The sequence below is a fragment of the Pseudomonas reidholzensis genome (assembly GCF_900536025.1).
Lineage (GTDB): Bacteria > Pseudomonadota > Gammaproteobacteria > Pseudomonadales > Pseudomonadaceae > Aquipseudomonas > Aquipseudomonas reidholzensis.
The window spans coordinates 106160-125550 of the sequence record NZ_UNOZ01000031.1 but is presented as its reverse complement, the minus strand read 5'-3'; the positions used below and the strand labels follow the sequence as shown (position 1 = coordinate 125550).

19 protein-coding genes are annotated in these 19391 nt (G+C 65.2%); 14 read left to right on the top strand and 5 right to left on the bottom strand.

Annotated elements, in window-relative coordinates:
- From CCOS865_RS22870 to CCOS865_RS22810, 13 genes are all read left to right on the top strand, one after another.
- Entirely contained in the window at positions 1–522 is a 522-nt protein-coding gene (locus CCOS865_RS22870; protein ID WP_119145117.1) for a chemotaxis protein CheW, read from the top strand.
- Complete coding sequence (locus tag CCOS865_RS22865; protein WP_119145115.1) at positions 519–1772, top strand: CheR family methyltransferase; 1254 nt, start codon at positions 519–521, stop codon at positions 1770–1772. Before CCOS865_RS22870 ends, CCOS865_RS22865 begins: the two co-directional genes overlap by 4 nt.
- The gene (locus CCOS865_RS22860) at positions 1769–2434 is read left to right on the top strand and encodes a chemotaxis protein CheW (protein ID WP_119145114.1); all 666 of its coding nucleotides are present in this window, start codon (positions 1769–1771) and stop codon (positions 2432–2434) included. The genes CCOS865_RS22865 and CCOS865_RS22860 overlap by 4 nt, the downstream gene beginning before the upstream one ends.
- The gene (locus CCOS865_RS22855; RefSeq protein WP_119145111.1) at positions 2431–4728 is read left to right on the top strand and encodes a hybrid sensor histidine kinase/response regulator; all 2298 of its coding nucleotides are present in this window, start codon (positions 2431–2433) and stop codon (positions 4726–4728) included. Before CCOS865_RS22860 ends, CCOS865_RS22855 begins: the two co-directional genes overlap by 4 nt.
- Positions 4725–5738: a chemotaxis response regulator protein-glutamate methylesterase gene (gene cheB, locus CCOS865_RS22850; protein WP_119145109.1), complete on the top strand. Its 1014-nt coding sequence runs from the start codon at positions 4725–4727 to the stop codon at positions 5736–5738. The genes CCOS865_RS22855 and cheB overlap by 4 nt, the downstream gene beginning before the upstream one ends.
- A 51-nt stretch (positions 5739–5789) precedes the next feature.
- Entirely contained in the window at positions 5790–6794 is a 1005-nt protein-coding gene (locus tag CCOS865_RS22845; protein WP_119145107.1) for a response regulator, read from the top strand.
- Positions 6795–7016: 222 nt separating this feature from the next.
- Positions 7017–8112, top strand: a protein-coding gene (prfB, locus tag CCOS865_RS22840; protein ID WP_119145105.1) for a peptide chain release factor 2 whose coding sequence is annotated in 2 segments (ribosomal slippage) — positions 7017–7088 and positions 7090–8112 — 1095 coding nt in all. Because the reading frame shifts where the segments join, the coding sequence is not laid out codon by codon here.
- Between the two features lie 77 nt (positions 8113–8189).
- Complete coding sequence (lysS, locus tag CCOS865_RS22835; protein ID WP_119145103.1) at positions 8190–9692, top strand: lysine--tRNA ligase; 1503 nt, start codon at positions 8190–8192, stop codon at positions 9690–9692.
- A gap of 195 nt (positions 9693–9887) precedes the next feature.
- Entirely contained in the window at positions 9888–10604 is a 717-nt protein-coding gene (locus CCOS865_RS22830; protein ID WP_119145101.1) for a TetR/AcrR family transcriptional regulator, read from the top strand.
- A 29-nt stretch (positions 10605–10633) separates the two neighbouring features.
- Complete coding sequence (locus CCOS865_RS22825; protein WP_119145099.1) at positions 10634–11185, top strand: hypothetical protein; 552 nt, start codon at positions 10634–10636, stop codon at positions 11183–11185.
- Positions 11186–11207: 22 nt separating this feature from the next.
- Complete coding sequence (locus tag CCOS865_RS22820) at positions 11208–12485, top strand: flavohemoglobin expression-modulating QEGLA motif protein (RefSeq protein ID WP_119145096.1); 1278 nt, start codon at positions 11208–11210, stop codon at positions 12483–12485.
- Entirely contained in the window at positions 12457–13380 is a 924-nt protein-coding gene (locus tag CCOS865_RS22815; RefSeq protein ID WP_119145094.1) for an alpha/beta hydrolase, read from the top strand. The genes CCOS865_RS22820 and CCOS865_RS22815 overlap by 29 nt, the downstream gene beginning before the upstream one ends.
- Positions 13377–13703: a PA3694 family proteiin gene (locus tag CCOS865_RS22810; protein WP_119145092.1), complete on the top strand. Its 327-nt coding sequence runs from the start codon at positions 13377–13379 to the stop codon at positions 13701–13703. The genes CCOS865_RS22815 and CCOS865_RS22810 overlap by 4 nt, the downstream gene beginning before the upstream one ends.
- A 66-nt stretch (positions 13704–13769) precedes the next feature.
- On the opposite strand, the gene CCOS865_RS22805 is transcribed toward CCOS865_RS22810, so the two are convergent.
- The 5 genes from CCOS865_RS22805 to CCOS865_RS22785 form a co-directional block, all read right to left on the bottom strand.
- Entirely contained in the window at positions 13770–14087 is a 318-nt protein-coding gene (locus CCOS865_RS22805; protein WP_119145090.1) for a type II toxin-antitoxin system RelE family toxin, read from the bottom strand.
- On the bottom strand, positions 14047–14325 hold the full coding sequence (locus CCOS865_RS22800; protein WP_119145088.1) for a type II toxin-antitoxin system Phd/YefM family antitoxin: 279 nt from the start codon (positions 14323–14325) through the stop codon (positions 14047–14049). Before CCOS865_RS22800 ends, CCOS865_RS22805 begins: the two co-directional genes overlap by 41 nt.
- A 136-nt stretch (positions 14326–14461) precedes the next feature.
- Positions 14462–15250 (bottom strand): lipotoxin F family OmpA-related lipoprotein LptF, encoded by a 789-nt coding sequence (gene lptF / locus CCOS865_RS22795; RefSeq protein ID WP_119145086.1) that lies wholly within the window; start codon positions 15248–15250, stop codon positions 14462–14464.
- A 50-nt stretch (positions 15251–15300) separates the two neighbouring features.
- A complete protein-coding gene (locus CCOS865_RS22790; RefSeq protein ID WP_119145084.1) occupies positions 15301–15714 on the bottom strand; it encodes a DUF4398 domain-containing protein in 414 nt (137 codons plus the stop codon).
- Between the two features lie 325 nt (positions 15715–16039).
- Positions 16040–16387 (bottom strand): pilin assembly protein, encoded by a 348-nt coding sequence (locus CCOS865_RS22785; RefSeq protein ID WP_119145082.1) that lies wholly within the window; start codon positions 16385–16387, stop codon positions 16040–16042.
- Positions 16388–16559: 172 nt separating this feature from the next.
- Here CCOS865_RS22785 and ppc point away from each other — a divergent pair, with 172 nt between their 5' ends.
- Positions 16560–19187 (top strand): phosphoenolpyruvate carboxylase, encoded by a 2628-nt coding sequence (gene ppc, locus CCOS865_RS22780; protein WP_119145080.1) that lies wholly within the window; start codon positions 16560–16562, stop codon positions 19185–19187.
- Positions 19188–19391: the final 204 nt, after the last annotated feature.

Here is a 19391-nt window from a genome sequence, read left to right as displayed (position 1 = left end):
ATGACCGACCTGCACCCTCGCGAAACACCGGCCGGCCACGGCAACGGCGCCCTCTACCTGCAGTTTCGGCTCAGGCAGCAGCGCTTTGCCCTGGATGTCCGCGAGGTCATCGAAGTGCTGCCGCGCCGGGTGCTCAAGCCGATTGCCCAGGCACCCGCCTGGGTGGCCGGGATCCTCACCCATCGCGGGGCGCTGATCCCGGTGATCGACCTGTCGGCACTGAGCTTCGCCACCCCGGCCGCGCTGCGCACCAGTACCCGCCTGGTAGTGGTGCGTTATCAGCCGGCGGCGGCAGGCGTGGAGCTGCGCCTGGGGCTGATTCTCGAGCAGGCCACCGACACCCTGCGCTGTCATCCCGATGAATTCCAGCCCTACGGCCTGGACAACGCCGAAGCGCCCTACCTGGGCCCGGTACGCCAGGACGCCGAGGGCTTGCTGCAACGTATCCAGGTGAACGACCTGCTGCCTGACGAGGTACGTCGGCTGCTGTTCCCTGAAGCACCCGGGCAGGAGCCAGCATGAGCGAGCAGCGGTTTTTCCGGTTTCTCCAGGAGCGCATCGGCCTCGACGTCGAGTCGGTCGGCGCGCCGATGGTCGAGCGCGCCCTGCGCCAGCGCTGTGCGGCGCTGGAGGCCAACGACCTCGACGATTACTGGCTGCGGCTGCTCCAATCGGGGGTCGAGCAGCAGGCGCTGATCGAGGCGGTGATCGTCCCTGAAACGTGGTTCTACCGTTACCCCGAATCGTTCACCGCGCTGGTCGGCCTTGCCCACAAGCGTCTGGCCGAGCTGGCTGGCGCCCGGCCCCTGCGGATTCTCAGCCTGCCGTGTTCGACCGGCGAAGAGCCGTACTCGATCTCCATGGCGCTGCTCGACAGCGGCATGAACCCCCAGCAGTTCGGCATCGACGGCCTGGATATCAGCCCCAATTCGGTCGCCCGCGCCCGCCAGGCAGTGTACGGGCGCAACTCGTTCCGCGGCAGCGACCAGGCGTTTCGCGAGCGGCATTTCAGCGAGTGCGACGAAGGCCATCGGCTGCATGAACAGGTCAGCCGTCAGGTCAGCCTGCAGGTGGGCAACGTGCTGGACCCGACCCTGAAAAGTCGCGATGGCCAGTACGATTTCGTGTTCTGTCGCAACTTGCTGATCTACTTCGATGTGCCGACCCAGCGTCGGGTGTTCGAAGTGCTGAAACAGCTGACCCATGCTCAGGGCGTGCTGTTCATCGGCCCCGCCGAAGGCAGTCTGCTGGCGCGTTTGGGCATGCGGCCGCTGGGTATCGCGCAGTCGTTCGCCTATGTCCGTCAGGCCGACGCCCCGACACCGCCGGCCAGCCCGCCAGCAGCGATCGCCCGCCCGTTGCCAGCGGCGTTGCCCGCGCCGCGCAGCATGCCGCCCGTAACCCGGCCCGTGCGCTCGCTGGCGATGCCCGCCAGCGACAACCAGGCCGGTGAAAACCAGGCTGAACTGCTTGCCAGCATTGCCCGTCAGGCCAACGCGGGTGACAGCGCCCAGGCGCGCCTCGGTTGCGAGCAGTACCTGCGCCGTTTCGCGCCCAAGGCCCAGGTCTACTACTGGCTGGGGCTGCTCAGCGATACCGAGGGCGATACGCCCAATGCCCTGATTCATTACCGCAAGGCCTTGTACCTCGAACCGCAGCACCCCGAGGCGCTGATCCACCTGGCGGCGCTGCTGGCGTCGCAGGGCGACGCGGTGGGCGCACGGCGCCTGCAGGAACGTGCCGCGCGAGCTGGCCGGGAGTCTGAACGATGATCGCCGCCCATTCGCTGCCACTGGTCAACGACGACCTTGAGCGCATCGACGACTGCTGGAACCGCATCGGCGTGCATGGCGACAAGCAGTGCCCGCTGCTCGAGCGGCATATCCACTGTCGCAACTGTGAAGTCTATGCGTCGGCCGCGACCCGACTGCTCGACCGTTATGCGCTGATGCAGGACGAGCAGGCCGAGATCGCCGTGGAGGAGCAGGTCTGCAGCGGTCGCTCGATGCTGTTGTTCCGCCTGGGTGAGGAGTGGTTGGCACTGCCAACCGCCAGCCTGGCGGAAATCGCCCCGCTGCAGCCGGTGCATTCGTTGCCGCACCAGCGCTCGCGGGTGTTGCAGGGCGTGGCCAACGTGCGTGGCGCGCTGGTGCCGTGCCTGTCGCTGGCAGACCTGCTCGGCGTCGACAGCCCGCCGGCCCAGGAGCGCAGCGGGCGGGAGCGGCCGCGCATGCTGATCCTCGCCGCCGAAGGCGGTCCGGTGGTGGTACCGGTGGACGAGATCGATGGTATCCACCGCCTCGACAGCGAGCGCGCTGGCGAGGGCGAGGACGCTGTCCATTTCACTGCTGCGGTGTTGCAGTGGCGGGGGCGCAGCGTGCGCGTGCTGGACGCGCAACATTTATTGTCTGCCGTGAAGCGGAGCCTGTCATGACCCCGGAGCAAATGCGCGACGCTTCGCTGCTCGAACTGTTCAGCCTCGAGGCCGAGGCCCAGACCCAGGTGCTCAGTGCCGGCCTGATGGCGCTGGAACGCAACCCGACCCAGGCCGACCAGCTCGAGGCCTGCATGCGGGCCGCGCACTCGTTGAAAGGTGCGGCGCGGATCGTCGGCGTCGATGCCGGGGTCAGCGTCGCCCATGTCATGGAAGATTGCCTGGTCGCCGCCCAGGAAGGCCGCTTGCGCTTGCGTCCCGAGCACATCGACGCACTGCTGCTGGGCACCGATCTGTTGATGCGCATCGCCACCCCCGGCGATGCCGCGGGCGAGGCGGCAGTGCCGGGGTTTCTGGTGCAGATGGCGGCGCTGCTCGATCCGAGTGCGGTGTTCGCCGCGCCGCTGCCCAGCGCCAGTGCCGCGCTGGCGCCCGTGCTCGAGCCCGCGCCGGCAATCATCGTCGCGGAGCCCCCGGCACTGTTGGCCGAGCCGCAGGACGACGCTAGCGCCCCGCGCAAACCGGGCAAACGGGGCGGCGAAGGCGGCGAGCGGGTGCTGCGGGTCACCGCCGACCGCTTGAACAGCCTGCTCGACCTGTCGAGCAAGTCGCTGGTCGAGACCCAGCGCCTCAAGCCTTATCTGGCCAGCCTGCAGCGCCTCAAGCGCATGCACGGCCAGGGCATGCGTGCACTCGACGGCCTGAAGAGCCAACTTGAAGGCAGCGGCCAGAGCGCGGAAGTGCTCGAGGCCCTGGCGCAGACCCAACGCCTGCTGGGCGAGACCCAGCAGATCCTCCAGCAGCAGGCCGCCGAGCTCGACGAGTTCGGCTGGCAGGCCAGCCAGCGGGCGCAGAACCTCTACGACACTGCGCTGGCCTGCCGCATGCGCCCGTTCGCCGACGTGCTGACCGGGCAGAGCCGCATGGTTCGCGACCTCGGCCGTTCGCTGGGCAAGCAGGTGCAACTGCAGATCGAGGGTGACAAGACCCAGGTCGACCGCGACGTGCTGGAAAAACTCGAGGCACCGCTGACCCACTTGCTACGAAACGCCGTCGATCATGGCATCGAACTGCCCGAACGGCGGCTGCTGGCGGGCAAGCCGGGTGATGGCGTGATCCGCCTGTGTGCTTCGCACCAGGCGGGTCTGCTGATTCTCGAACTGAGTGACGACGGTGCCGGCATCGACCTCGAGCGCGTGCGCCGGAGCATCGTCGAACGCGCCCTGTCGCCAGCCGAGACGGTGGCCCAGATGAGCGAGGCGGAGCTGCTGACGTTCCTCTTCCTGCCCGGCTTCAGCCTGCGTGACAAGGTCACCGAGGTCTCGGGTCGCGGCGTCGGGCTGGATGCGGTGCAGCACATGGTCCGCGAACTGCGCGGCTCGATCGAGCTGACCCAGGTCGCCGGCCAGGGCTGTTGCTTCCACCTGGAAGTACCGCTGACGCTGTCGGTGGTGCGCAGCCTGGTGGTGGAAGTCGGCGGCGAGGCGTATGCGTTTCCGCTGGCCCATATCGAACGGACCCTCGATGTGCCCGCCGACGCCATCGTGCAGATCGAGGGGCGCCAGCACTTCTGGCACGAACAGCGGCACATCGGCCTGGTGTCGGCCAACCAGCTGCTCAACCGCCCGGCGGCGCAGGGTGAGGAACGCAGCATCCGCGTGGTGGTGATCCGCGAGCGCGAGCAGCTGTACGGTGTGGCCGTGGAGCGCTTGATCGGTGAGCGGGTGCTGGTGGTGATGCCGCTCGACCCGCGCCTGGGCAAGGTCCAGGACATCTCCGCCGGCGCACTGCTCGACGACGGCTCGGTGGTGCTCATCGTCGACGTCGAAGACCTGCTGCGTTCAGTCGAGAAACTCCTCACCACCGGCCGCCTGGAGCGTATCGAGCGCCGTGGCAGCGCCGTCAAGGGCGTGCCTCGCAAGCGGGTGCTGGTGGTCGACGATTCGCTGACCGTACGCGAGCTGCAGCGCAAGCTGCTGAGCAATCGCGGCTACGACGTGGCGGTGGCGGTAGACGGCATGGATGGCTGGAACGCCCTGCGCGGCGAGGACTTCGACCTGCTGATCACCGACATCGACATGCCGCGCATGGACGGCATCGAGCTGGTCACCCTGGTGCGCCGCGACCAGCGCCTGCAATCGCTGCCGGTCATGGTGGTGTCGTACAAGGATCGCGAGGAAGATCGCCGTCGTGGACTCGATGCCGGGGCCGACTACTATTTGGCAAAGGCCAGTTTCCACGACGATGCGTTGCTGGATGCGGTGGTCGAGTTGATTGGAGGTGCACAAGGATGAGGATCGCCATCGTCAACGACATGCCCATGGCCGTGGAGGCCCTGCGCCGCGCGCTGGCCTTCGAGCCGGCGCATCAGGTGGTGTGGGTCGCCGGCGATGGCGAGGAGGCCGTGCGCCGTTGCGCCGAGCAGACCCCGGACCTGATCCTCATGGACCTGATCATGCCGGTCATGGACGGGGTCGAGGCGACCCGGCGGATCATGGCCGAAAGCCCTTGTGCGATCGTCATCGTCACGGTCGACCGCAAGCAGAATGTGCATCGGGTGTTCGAGGCCATGGGCCACGGCGCCCTGGATGTGGTCGACACCCCTGCGCTGGGCGCGGGCGACGCGCGTGAGGCGGCGGCGCCGCTGTTGCGCAAGATCGTCAATATCGGCTGGCTGATCGGCCAGCAGCGGGCCAGTGCGCCGCGTGCTGCGCCGACGGCGCTGCGCGAGGCATCGCAGCGCAGTGGCCTGGTGGCGATCGGCTCCTCGGCCGGCGGGCCGGCGGCGTTGGAGGTGCTGCTCAAGGGGCTTCCCGCGCAGTTTCCGGCCGCCATCGTGCTGGTCCAGCATGTCGATCAGGTGTTCGCCGCCGGCATGGCCGAATGGCTCAGCAGCGCCTGCGGCCTGGTCGTGCGGCTGGCCCGCGAAGGCGAGCCGCCCCAGGCCGGGCAGGTGCTGCTGGCCGGTACCAACCACCATATCCGCCTGATGAAAGGCGGCCAACTGGCCTACACTGCCGACCCTGTCGATGAGATCTATCGGCCCTCGATCGATGTGTTCTTCGAGAGCGTGGCGCGCTATTGGCGCGGGGAGGCTGTGGGTGTACTGCTGACCGGCATGGGCCGGGACGGCGCCCAAGGGCTGAAGATGATGCGTGAGCAGGGTTTCCTGACCATCGCCCAGGACCAGCAGAGCAGCGCGGTGTACGGCATGCCGAAAGCCGCCGCAGCGATTGACGCGGCGGTGGAGATTCGTCCGCTTGAACGGATTGCCGGGCGCCTGATGGAGATTTTTTCGAAATGACGTTATGTAATCAATCACGCCGCCAGGCCGGCAGTGACCGGGTGAACAGGTATGAATGATCTACCGATCGAAGGTTTCACGACCACCAACGAAAATTCGGCAATGGTCCTGCTGGTCGACGACCAGGCAATGATCGGTGAGGCGGTACGACGTGGCCTGGCCCACGAAGAGAATATCGACTTCCATTTCTGCGCCGATCCGCACCAGGCGATCGCCCAGGCGATCCAGATCAAGCCCACGGTGATCCTCCAGGACCTGATCATGCCTGGCCTGGACGGGCTGACGCTGGTCCGCGAGTACCGCAACAACCCGCTGACCCAGGACATCCCGATCATTGTCCTGTCGACCAAGGAAGACCCGCTGGTGAAGAGCGCGGCGTTTGCCGCCGGCGCCAACGATTACCTGGTCAAGTTGCCGGACACCATCGAGCTGGTGGCGCGCATTCGCTACCACTCGCGCTCCTACATGACCTTGCTGCAGCGTGACGAGGCCTATCGGGCCCTGCGGGTCAGCCAGCAGCAGTTGCTCGACACCAACCTGAAGCTGCAGCGCCTGATGAACTCCGACGGCCTGACCGGGTTGTCCAACCGCCGGCACTTCGACGAGTACCTGGAGCTGGAATGGCGTCGGGCCATGCGTGAGCAGCAGCAACTGTCGCTGTTGATGATCGACGTCGATTACTTCAAGGCCTACAACGACAGTTTTGGTCACCTGGCCGGCGACGAGGCCTTGCGCCAGGTAGCCGGGGCGATTCGCGGCTCGTGCTCGCGGCCGACCGACCTGCCGGCGCGCTACGGCGGTGAGGAGTTTGCCCTGGTGCTGCCGAACACCTCGCCGGGTGGTGCGCGCCTGATCGCCGAGAAGCTGCGCCAGACCGTGCATGCGCTGAACATCCCGCATACCGCACCCGGGGCTGATTCGCGGCTGACCGTGAGCATTGGGCTGGCGACCCACACGCCGAGCATCGGCAGCCATTGCCGGCAATTGATCTCGGCGGCCGACAAGGGCCTGTACCTGGCCAAGAACAACGGGCGCAACCAGGTCGGCATCGCCTGATTCCCGCTAGGCCTGTTCTGGCCTCTTCGCGGGTAAACCCGCTCCCACAGGTATCGTGAGCGCCTCGCACCCTGTGGGAGCGGGTTCACCCGCGAAGAGGCCAGCGCTTTCTCAACGCCAGCAGTCAATCTACACACGCCACCGCCCGGCGGGTCTGCCGCCATGGGTCAGACTCGTTTATACTCACCGGCTTTTCACCGAATTCGCGCGAGTAGGCTGCCCATGGAAATCCAACCGATCCTCAACACCATCAAGGACCTCACCGAACGTTCCGAATCGATTCGGGGGTATCTTTGACTACGATCACAAAGCTGACCGCCTGATCGAAGTCAACCGCGAGCTGGAAGACCCGGCCGTCTGGAACAAACCCGAGTACGCCCAGGAGCTGGGCCGCGAGCGCGCCACCCTGGCGCAGATCGTCGGCACCCTGGACGAAATGGCCAGTGGCCTGGCGGATTCGCGCGAGCTGCTCGACATGGCCGTCGAAGAAAACGACGAAGCCGCCGTCAATGACGTCGTCGCCGTGCTCGAGGACCTCGAAGCGTCCCTCGCCAAGCTGGAATTCCGCCGCATGTTCAGCGGTGAGATGGACATGAACAACGCCTACCTGGACATCCAGGCCGGCTCCGGCGGTACCGAAGCACAGGACTGGGCCAACATCCTCCTGCGCATGTACCTGCGCTGGGCGTCCAAGCGTGGCTTCGATGCCACCATCATGGAACTCTCCGAAGGTGAAGTCGCCGGTATCAAGGGCGCCACCGTGCACATCAAGGGCGAGTACGCCTTCGGCTGGCTGCGCACCGAAATCGGCGTGCACCGCCTGGTGCGCAAGAGCCCGTTCGACTCCGGCGCGCGCCGCCACACCTCGTTCTCGGCGGTGTTCGTCTCGCCTGAGATCGACGACAAGGTCGAGATCGACATCAACCCGTCCGACCTGCGCATCGACACCTACCGCTCCTCGGGCGCCGGTGGTCAGCACGTCAACACCACCGACTCGGCGGTACGGATCACCCACGTACCGACCAACACCGTGGTCAGCTGCCAGAACGAGCGTTCCCAGCACGCCAACAAGGACACCGCCATGAAAATGCTGCGGGCCAAGTTGTACGAGCAGGAAATGCAGAAGCGCAATGCCGCCTCCCAGGCCCTGGAAGACAGCAAGTCGGACATCGGCTGGGGTCACCAGATCCGCTCGTACGTGCTCGACGCGTCGCGGATCAAGGACCTGCGCACCAACATCGAACGCAGCGACTGCGACAAGGTACTCGACGGCGACATCGACGAATACCTCGAAGCCAGCCTCAAGCAGGGCTTGTAAGCGCCACGGCGTGTCCCTGCTGCAAGACCCTCGCCCACGGGCGAGGGCAATGAATCCCTGATGGAAAATGTGACGACATGAGCGACCTCAAACTCGACCCGCAAGACCTGCAACAGGAAGAAAACACCCTGATCGCCCTGCGCAAGGAAAAGCTTGCCGCCGAGCGCGCGAAGGGCAATGCCTTCCCCAACGACTTCCGCCGCGACAGCTACTGCAACGACCTGCAGAAGCAGTATGTCGACAAGACCAAGGAAGAGCTGGAAGCTGCAGCGATCCCGGTCAAGGTTGCCGGTCGCATCATGCTCAACCGTGGCTCGTTCATGGTGATCCAGGACATGACCGGGCGCATCCAGGTCTACGTCAACCGCAAGACCCTGCCGGAAGAAACCCTGGCCGCGGTGAAGACCTGGGACCTTGGTGACATCATTGCCGCCGAAGGCACCCTGGCCCGTTCCGGCAAGGGCGACCTGTACGTCGAAATGACCAACGTGCGCCTGCTGACCAAGTCGCTGCGCCCGCTGCCGGACAAGCACCACGGCCTGACCGACACCGAGCAGCGCTACCGCCAGCGCTACGTCGACCTGATGGTCAACGAAGACACCCGCCACACCTTCCGTGTGCGCTCGCAGGTGATCTCGCACATCCGCAGCTTCCTGGCCCAGCGCGACTTCCTCGAAGTCGAGACGCCGATGCTCCAGACCATCCCTGGCGGCGCCGCGGCCAAGCCGTTCGAGACCCATCACAACGCATTGGACATGCCCATGTTCCTGCGGATCGCGCCTGAGCTGTACCTCAAGCGCCTGGTGGTCGGTGGCTTCGAGAAGGTCTTCGAGATCAACCGCAACTTCCGTAACGAAGGCGTTTCGACCCGGCACAACCCCGAGTTCACCATGCTCGAGTTCTACCAGGCCTACGCCGACTACGAAGACAACATGGACCTCACCGAGGAGCTGTTCCGCGAGCTGGCGCAGCTGGTCCTGGGCAGCACCGACGTGCCGTACGGCGACAAGCTGTTCCACTTCGGCGAGCCGTTCGTGCGTCTGTCGGTGTTCGACTCGATCCTCAAGTACAACCCTGAGCTGACCGCCGCCGACCTGCAGGACGTCGACAAGGCGCGTGCGATCGCCAAGCAGGCCGGCGCCAAGGTGCTTGGCCACGAAGGCCTGGGCAAGCTGCAGGTGATGATTTTCGAAGAGCTGGTCGAGCACAAGCTGGAGCAGCCGCACTTCATTACCGAGTACCCGTTCGAAGTGTCGCCGCTGGCGCGCCGCAACGACCACAACCCGAATGTCACCGACCGCTTCGAGCTGTTCATCGGTGGCCGCGAGATCGCCAACGCCTACTCCGAGCTCAACGATGCCGAAGACCAGGCCGAGCGCTTCCTCGCCCAGGTGGCCGAGAAGGATGCCGGTGACGACGAAGCCATGCACTACGACGCCGACTTCGTCCGCTCGCTGGAGTACGGCATGCCGCCGACCGCTGGTGAAGGTATCGGCATCGACCGTCTGGTGATGCTGCTGACCAACTCACCGTCGATTCGCGATGTGATCCTGTTCCCGCATATGCGTCCGCAGGCCTGAGTGATCTGAACAAGCCGCCTTACCAGGCGGCTTTTTCTTGGCTGTAGGCTTATGTTGTCTGTGCCGGCCTCTTCGCGGGTAAACCCGCTCCCACAGGGTTCAGCGAGGTTCCCTGTGGGAGCGGGTTTACCCGCGAAGAGGCCGCCATGAACATGCGAAGATTGAAATGATCTGCACCGACCTGAGGTACCGAACGTGACACCAGCAAACGCCCAACAAGGTGCGGCCGGCGTGGCCAGCGCCGTCGCCGAAAGCGTGCAGTACCAGGGGCGCAAGACCAGCCGCCAGGGCAGCGAGCAGCGCCGCCAACTGATCCTCGACGCCGCCATGCGCATCGTCGTGCGTGACGGCGTGCGCGGTGTTCGCCACCGCGCGGTGGCCGCCGAGGCCGGTGTGCCGCTGTCGGCCACCACCTACTACTTCAAGGACATCGAAGACCTCCTCACCGACACCTTCGCCCAGTACGTCGAGCGCAGCGCGGCGTACATGGCCAAGCTCTGGGCCAACACAGAAGGGGTGCTGCGTCAGCTGCTCGCCCAAGGCGATGGCAGCGCCCAGGCGCGGGCCCGGCTGGTCGATGAAGTGGCGCGGATGACCGCCGACTACGTCAGCCGCCAGTTGCACAACCGTCGCGACTTCCTGATGGCCGAGCAGGCGTTTCGCCAGGAGGCGCTGTTGTGCCCGCGGCTGGCCGAGCTGGTGCGTGCGCACGAGCAGATCCTCCTGCACGGCGCACGGCAGATGCTTCAGGTGGTCGGCTCGCGGCACCCTGAACAGGACGCCCAGATGTTGACGGCGATTATCGAGCAGATGGAATATCAGGGCCTGCTGATCGAAGCGAATGCACAAGCCGATGGGCAGATGCTCGCTATCCTTACCCGATACCTGCACTTGGTGCTGGCCTCGGCCTAGGCGCTGACCGACTTTTCAAGGAGAACCTGATGAAAGCCTGGCGTGTGGTGTTGTTGACGTTGTCATTCCTCCTGCTGGGCGGTTGTCTGGTGACCTTCGGTGACCCGCTGCCGGCCAACCAGCCCGCGCCCAAGGCACTGTTGGGCAAGTGGAGCAGCAAGGACGCCTGGGGCGAGCCGCTCAAGCTGACCATCAGCCGCGGCGGTGGCAACACCTACAAGGCGGTGGCCCGCGCCCAGGGCAAGGCGCCTGAGGAATATGCCTTCACGGTGGCCCGCCATGGCAACCGCTGGTACCTGTCGGCCGGCGTGCCCAAGCGCCTGGGCGGCAACTTCCTGATTGGCGGTTTCGAGGTCAGCCAGGACGGCAAGGACCTGGTGCTGTACAACCTCGATGTCGAACAGGTACAGCAGGCCGTCAGCAACAAGGAACTGACCGGTCGCTCCACCGAGGTACCCGAGGACAACGGCCCCGGCGTGCTGATCGACAGCCCGACCGAGCGCGTCCTGGCCTACCTGGACGACCCCGCCAACTCCGACCTGTTCGTCGAAGTGGCGCGCTTCCAGCGCGCTGGCAAGTAATAGCCGACACAAGGAATCCGGTGTGGACGAGTACCAGCAGACCATTCGCGCGTTGTCCGACCGCATCGTCGCGGCGCAGACCCCGATCCGCGTGCTCGATGCGGTGAAGTGGGACGACAGCATCCGCCAGGGCTTTCTCAAGGCCAAGGGCAAGGAGCCACCGGCGGTCGACCGTGGGTATTACCAGTCACGCCCGCTGGGGTTCGACTCGGCGGCGCTGAAGGCCGAGTTCCAGAACATCGAGCGTGACATCACCCGCCAGCTCGGCCAGTTCAACCCGGTCGGGCAGATCATGCGGCGCATGTGCAGGGAATACCGGATGGTCGTGCGCATGCTCGAAGCGCGCGGCACCGAAGACTTCGGCCTGATCTCCCAGGAGCTCTACGGCGCGGCCTCGGATGCCTTCCATGCCGGTGACCCGACCCTCGCCGACCTCGGCCTGATGTTCTCCGACTACCTGAACAACATCGACGGCCGCGGCGACCTCAAGGACGAGCCCAAGAACCTCACGGCGAAGCAGGCGGTGGATATTCTCCAGCGCCGCCTGAATACGGTCTTCGGCGAAGCGGAAAGCACCATCCGGGTATTCGAGTCGGACGGCATCGTCGCTGATGCGGCCGCCGGTGCGGACTACATCAAGGTGCGTGCCGACGCCATGTTCAACAGCCGCGATGTGCGCGCGCTGGAGGTCCACGAAGGGCTGGTGCACGTCGGCACCACGCTCAATGGCCTCAACCAGCCGATCTGCACCTTCCTGGCCAAGGGCCCGCCCTCGTCGACGGTGACCCAGGAAGGCCTGGCGATTCTCATGGAGGTGATCGCCTTTGCCTCCTACCCGAGCCGCCTGCGCAAGCTGACCAACCGCACCCGGGCCATCCACATGGTCGAGGAGGGGGCGGACTTCATGCAGGTCTATGAATTCTTCCGCGGCCAGGGCTTCGAAATGGGCCAGAGCTACAGCAACGCCAGTCGGGTGTTCCGCGGCTCAGTGCCCAATGGCCTGCCGTTCACCAAGGACTTGTCCTACCTCAAGGGCTTCATCATGGTTTACAACTACATTCAGTTGGCCGTGAAGAAGGGCAAGCTCGAGCAGATCCCGTTGCTGTTCTGCGGCAAGACCACCCTTGAGGACATGCGCACCCTGCGCCAACTGGTCGAGGAAGGCCTGGTCGAACCGCCCAAGTACCTGCCGGAGCAGTTCCGCGACCTGAATGCCCTGTCGGCCTGGATGTGCTTCTCCAACTTCCTCAACCACCTGAGCCTGGATCGCATTGAAGCCGACTACGCGAACATTCTCTGATCCCTGCCGCGCCCTGGCGCTCGGGCTGCTGGCGCTGCTGCTGAGCGGCTGCAGCAGCCTGTTGTTCTACCCCGAGCCCGGCCAACCGTTCACCCCTGAGCGGGCCAAGCTGGCCTATCGCGATGTGACCCTCACCACCGCGGACGGCCTGCGCTTGAACGGCTGGTGGTTGCCGGTCAAGCCCGGCGTCGAGGTCAAGGGCACGGTGCTGCACCTGCATGGCAACGGCGGCAACTTGCCGGGCCATCTGGGCGGCAGCTACTGGTTGCCGGAGCAGGGTTATCAGGTGCTGATGATCGACTACCGCGGCTATGGGTTGTCGCAGGGCAAGCCGAGCCTGCCCGAGGTCTACCAGGACATCGCAGCGGCCATGGGCTGGCTGGAGCACGCCCCCGAGGTGCGCGGCAAGCCGCTGGTGCTGCTCGGGCAGAGCCTGGGCGGGGCCATGGCGATTCATTACCTGGCGGCGCACCCCGAGCAGCGCCAGCGCTTCAGCGCGCTGGTGTTTGACGGCGTGCCGGCCAGCTACCGGGCGGTGGGGCGTTATGCCCTCAATGGCTCGTGGCTGACCTGGCCGTTGCAGGTGCCGTTGTCCTGGCTGGTGCCGGACGGCGACAGCGCGATTCGCTCGATCGAGCGCCTGGACAGCCCGCCGAAACTGTTCTTCCACAGTATCGACGACAACCTGGTGCCGTTGGACAACGGTATCCGCCTGTACCAGCACGCGCCGCCGCCGCGCGTGTTGCAGCTGACCCGCGGTGGCCATGTGCAGACCTTTGCCGACCCGACCTGGCGCCAGGTGATGCTGCGCTTCATCGATGACCCGAGCCGTTTCAACGGCCTTCGGCGCCTGGCCGAGGTGCCCAATTACCCTGACGAGAAGAACAAGCAATGAGTGAAGAACGCAACGCCATCCCGCTGATCCTGACCGGCGTCGGTAGCATCATCGTGACGGTGGCAGCCCTCTGGTACTACGGTTATCTGCATTTCGCCAAACCGGAGGATGCGTTGCTGCTGCAGGACTTCACCATGCTCAAGACCGTGCCTGGGGAGGACTACAAGGTGTCGCTCACGCCTGCGGACCAGGTCGCGCAGTGCATGGATGGCGTGCTGGTGCTGTTCGATACCCAGCAGAAGGGGTTGAGCGGGGTGCTGGTGGATGATCGCAAGCGGGCGGTGCGGTGTGTGGGGGAGGAGGCGCCGGGGCAGGTGCAGTGAGTCAGGCATAGCCTCGGCTGACACCATCGGAACGATGTGGGGGCTGTGATCGGCTAAGGCCCCTTTTCAGTTCAATCGTGTTTTCGCCGTTTCATAAACAGCATTCCTTTCTCGTTTTCCGACAGCGATCACTATCACTACAACGCGGTCTTCGAGGACCCTGTAGACCAAGCGATAGCCCGCCGAACGAAGTTTTATCTTGTAGCAATCGGTCATGCCGATCAGCTTGTCGCTATCTACTCTGGGCTGCGCCAGTCGCTCCTTGAGCTTCTTCGCGAACTGAAGCTGGAGCTGTGGTTCAAGCTTTCCAAACTCTTTTTGAGCCCTCAGATCGAACTCAAGGTCATACCTTGCTGTTGGCTTCGGCGTGTGCGATGAGCTCATCGATATCCACTTTGGCGGTAGCCCCGCCTTGACGCTTGCGCACGACCTCCGCCAGTTGCAGGTCGTCGATCAGCTCCATCATCGCTGCGTAGCGTTCAGGGGGCACAGCGTAGAAGGCTGGCTCATTCCTGTTGAGTATCACCACGGTTTCCCCCGCTGCTTCACGGATGGTGCCCATTGGGTCTTTCTTCAGATCGGTGATCGATGCTGCCAGATTGGCCAGAACGGTGTAGGTCATAGTTGTATCAACCCGTGATAGGCGTAAGGGGTTGGTCGAGTATAGTGCTTTTAAAGGTGTTTTGGAGGTGCTTTTTAAAGTCCTCGCAAACAAAAAACCCCGCCGTCAGGCGGGGTTTTCAGTCACGCGGCAAGCCTTACTGCACCTGGCTGACCGTACGGGGCGCCACTGGCTGGTTGTCGTTGGAGATGGTCACCTCGACCCGACGGTTCTGCGCTCGCCCGGAGTTGCTGGAGTTTTCCGCTACCGGATACTCCTTGCCATAGCCCTGCGAGACGATCCGCTCAGGGTCTACACCGGCACGCACCAGGGCCATGCGCACCGCGCCAGCACGGCGCTCGGACAGGCTCTGGTTGTAGTTGGCCGAACCGACGCTGTCGGTGTAGCCCTCGACGATCACCTTGCGCTCAGGGTTCTCGGCCAGGAACTGCGCCAGCTTGGTGACGTTGGGCAAGGCGCTGCTTTTCAGCTCGGCCTTGTTGAAGTCGAACAGCACGTCGCCAAAGGTGACCAGGGTGCCGCGGTCGGTCTGCTTGGCGTTGAGGCTGTCCTGGAGCTTCTTGATCTGCGCGTCGCGGGCATCCAGGCGGGCCTGGGCACGCTGGGCAGAAGCGTTTTTCAGCTCGCCTTCAGCGGCGCGCAGGGCAATGGTCTGCTTGGCCACTTCGACACGCTGGTTGGTCAGGTAGGCGAGTTGATCGACCTTCTTGTCGTTCTCGCGCTCCAGGTAGGCCTTGTCGGCCTTGTTCAGCCAGTCCTGCGCGTCCTTGGTCTCGAGCGCGGCCAGCTTGCTCGATTGCGGGTCGCTCTGCAGCGCCGAGAAGTTAGTGCGGGCCGACTCCAGGTTGGCGTTCGGATCATGCGAGCAGGCGGCAAGGCCAACACTCAGGGCCAGCAGGGCGGGGATCATGACGTAGTTGCGCATAGTGTTCATCCTTTGATCAATTACGAAGGCTCAGAAACCGCTGGGCAGGCTCACTCGGCGCTGCGCAGCCCTTCCTCACGCAGGTCCTGGACGCCTTGGCGGGAGTCCTGCAAGGCCTTCTGGACCTTGGCAGCCTGCGCCTTGCGCTCGGCAACCCGGGCGTCCCACTCGGCCTGTTCGGCGAGCAGCCTGGCGTCGTCGTATTTCTTGTCGTGCATGGCGATTTCCGCCTGCTTGAACTTGTCCTGCGCCGCTTTCATTTCCACGGCGGCGAACTCGGTGCCACCGGCACTGACGGCGGAATTCACCGCCGACTGGGTGACGGCATACTGTTCACTTGGCGGCTTGCCTGCGCAACCGGCCAGCACCAGGCTGCTGCCCAGGGCCAGCGCGGCCAGCTTGAGCCCGCGCAAGTGAGTGGATGAGGTTGGCGAAGTGCGGGTCTTCATGTTGGTCAGCTCCATTGGATCACTCCTGATAACAATGTCCGTGGCAGTCCATCGCTCTTTCCCTGACAGTGCGCGCGCTTCAGCTGAACTGTGCACAGCCCCTGTGTGCAGGGTTTTAGCGTGATGGCTATTGGCTCGGACTGGAGCGTTTTTCGAATAGTTCCGAAATAAATGCCTAGGCGAGGCAAGAATTTTCTGACTGATTGGTCAGCGGTTTTTTTCGGAACTTTTGCGCTTCAGGAGGGTAGGGGTTCGGTCTTCCAGCGCTGGGGTAGCGATCTCAAACCCGCGGCATTGCACCGCGAATGGGCGCGCGAGGCGCCCCCCGGGATTCGTCGTTTCAGTCAGTGCGTGGGTCCTCTCCAGTACTGCTCAGCTCATGCAGATGGCGCCGCGACAGCGCCAGAAACCGCGGCGTAGGGCCGATGTCTTCATACAGCGGGTCACCTTCCTCGTCGGTGGCGATCACCTGCCGGCCCTGGATATACGGGAAGCTCGCCTCCAGCTCTTCGAGCGCGGCAGCGACCAGTTCACCGAGCAGTTCCTCGGCGGTGCGCTTGGGGTACATGTCGATCAGCGCGGCCAGGCGCGCTTCAGATTCAAGGTCCAGGTGGAGCAGGTGACCGGTGGCGCTCAAGCTTCCTGCGGCGTTCTGTTCCCAGTGCTGGGCGAGTTCGCGGATTTTCATGGTGACCTCTGTGAAGCCAGGAAATGGGCATTGCTTGATAGGGAGTGCCCTGCATTCACTTTAGTTGCTTAACCTGCAGCAGGCTTGCCTAGATGGCACCGCTGTGGGCACTCTTGGGCACGTGCGGGTTCCTGAACGGATGCGCGGACGCACCGCGCCGGAGAGAGGGCTGATGACCGATATCGATGTACGCTTGCGTGAGGATGTTCATCTGTTGGGTGAGTTGCTTGGCGAAACCATTCGCCAGCAACACGGCGACGCGTTCCTGCAGAAGATCGAAGACATCCGCCACAGCGCCAAGGCCGACCGGCGTGGCGCGGCCGAGCAACTGAGCTCGACCCTGGACGACCTGGACGATGAGCAACTGCTGCCGGTGGCGCGGGCGTTCAACCAGTTTCTCAACCTGGCCAACATCGCCGAGCAGTACCAGTTGATCCACCGCCGCGAACCTGGCCAGCCCGAGCCGTTCGAGGCGCGGGTGCTGCCGGAACTGCTGGCGCGCCTCAAGGCGGCCGGGCACAGCGATGACGCCCTGGCCCGGCAGTTGGCCAAGCTGGATATCCAGCTGGTGCTCACCGCCCACCCGACCGAAGTCGCCCGCCGCACGCTGATCCAGAAGTACGACGCCATCGCCGCCCAGCTGGCCGCGCAGGACCACCGCGACCTGAGCCCGGCCGAGCGCGAGCAGATCCGCGAACGCCTGCGCCGGTTGATCGCCGAAGCCTGGCACACCGAGGAGATCCGCCGTACCCGGCCGACCCCGGTAGACGAAGCCAAATGGGGCTTCGCGGTCATCGAACATTCGCTCTGGCAGGCCATCCCCAGCCACCTGCGCAAGGTCGACAAGGCGCTGTTCGAGGCCACCGGCCTGCGCTTGCCGCTGGAGGCTGCGCCGGTCCGCTTCGCGTCGTGGATGGGCGGCGACCGTGATGGCAACCCCAACGTCACCGCCACGGTAACCCGCGAGGTGTTGCTGCTGGCGCGCTGGATGGCCGCCGACCTGTTCCTGCGCGACATCGACAACCTGGCCGCCGAGCTGTCCATGCAGCAGGCCAGCGCGGCCCTGCGCGAGCGTGTCGGTGACAGCGCCGAACCTTACCGCAGCCTGCTCAAGCAAGTGCGCGAGCGGCTGCGTGCCACCCGTGCCTGGGCACAGGCTTCGCTGACCAGCAGCCAGGCCGCCAGCGCCCAGGTGCTGGTCGACAGCCGCGACCTGATCGAGCCGCTCGAGCTGTGCTTCCAGTCCCTGCACGAATGCGGCATGGGCGTGATCGCCGATGGGCCGTTGCTCGATTGCCTGCGGCGGGCGGTCACCTTTGGGTTGTTCCTGGTGCGCCTGGACGTGCGCCAGGATGCCGCCCGCCACCGTGACGCGCTGTCGGAGATCACCGACTACCTGGGCCTGGGGCGCTATGCCGACTGGGACGAAGCGCAGCGCATCGACTTTCTCCAGGCCGAACTGAAAAACCGTCGGCCGTTGCTCCCGGCGCATTTCAAGCCCCAGGCCGACACTGCCGAGGTGCTCGATACCTGCCGTGTCATCGCAGCCGCGCCTGCCGCGTCGCTGGGCTCCTACGTGATCTCGATGGCCGGCGCCGCATCCGATGTGCTGGCGGTGCAACTGCTGCTCAAGGAGGCCGGGCTGACCCGGCCGATGCGTGTGGTGCCGCTGTTCGAGACCCTGGCCGACCTCGACAACGCCGGGCCGGTGATGCAGCGCCTGCTCGGCCTGCCGGGCTACCGCAGCGGCCTGCGTGGCCCGCAGGAAGTGATGATCGGCTACTCCGACTCGGCCAAGGACGCCGGCACCACCGCGGCGGCCTGGGCGCAGTACCGCGCCCAGGAGAACCTGGTGCGCATCTGCCGTGAGCATCAGGTCGAGCTGCTGCTGTTCCACGGTCGCGGCGGCACCGTTGGCCGTGGTGGTGGTCCCGCCCACGCGGCGATCCTGTCGCAGCCGCCAGGCTCGGTGGCGGGGCGCTTCCGGACCACCGAGCAGGGCGAGATGATCCGCTTCAAGTTCGGCCTGCCAGGCATCGCCGAGCAGAACCTCAACCTGTACCTGGCCGCGGTACTCGAGGCGACCCTGTTGCCGCCACCGCCACCCCAGCCGGCCTGGCGCGAGGTGATGGACCAACTGGCCGCCGACGGGGTCAAGGCCTACCGCGCGGTGGTTCGCGAGAACCCCGATTTCGTCGAGTACTTCCGCCAGTCGACCCCGGAGCAGGAGCTCGGCCGCTTGCCGCTGGGCAGTCGGCCGGCCAAGCGCCGGGCGGGGGGTATCGAAAGCCTGCGGGCGATCCCGTGGATCTTCGGCTGGACCCAGACGCGGCTCATGCTGCCGGCCTGGCTGGGCTGGGAAACCGCGCTGAACAACGCCCTGGCCCGCGGCCAGGGCGAGTTGCTGGGGCAGATGCGCGAACAGTGGCCGTTCTTCCGCACCCGCATCGACATGCTGGAAATGGTCCTGGCCAAGGCCGACGCGCAAATCGCCCAGGCCTACGACCAACGTCTAGTGCAACCGCAACTGCTTCCTTTAGGAGCTCAGCTGCGCGACCTATTGTCGCAGTCCTGCCAGGTGGTGCTGGGCCTCACCGGGCAGCCGGTGCTACTGGCGCACAGCCCCGAGACCCTGGAATTCATCAGCCTGCGCAACACCTACCTGGACCCGCTGCACCGCCTCCAGGCCGAGCTGCTGGCGCGCTCGCGCAGCCGCGAAGCCGCTCTGGACAGCCCGTTGGAACAGGCCTTGCTGGTCACCGTGGCGGGCATTGCCGCCGGCCTGCGCAACACCGGCTAGGCCACTGCAGGGCGGCGCATGGCCTGGCCAGGCGCAGGGTCGGGCCGGGGGCGAGGAGGGGGGTTGCGCTGAGCGCAACCCCTGCGGCGGCAGGTCGCAACTGGCGCTTTGCTGCAACTTTGGGACGCTTGTCTGGTCGCCGGGTGCTGTGTATCTTGAGCAGCCTTTTGACCGATTTTCTGGTCGATACCCGATTTTCCGGAA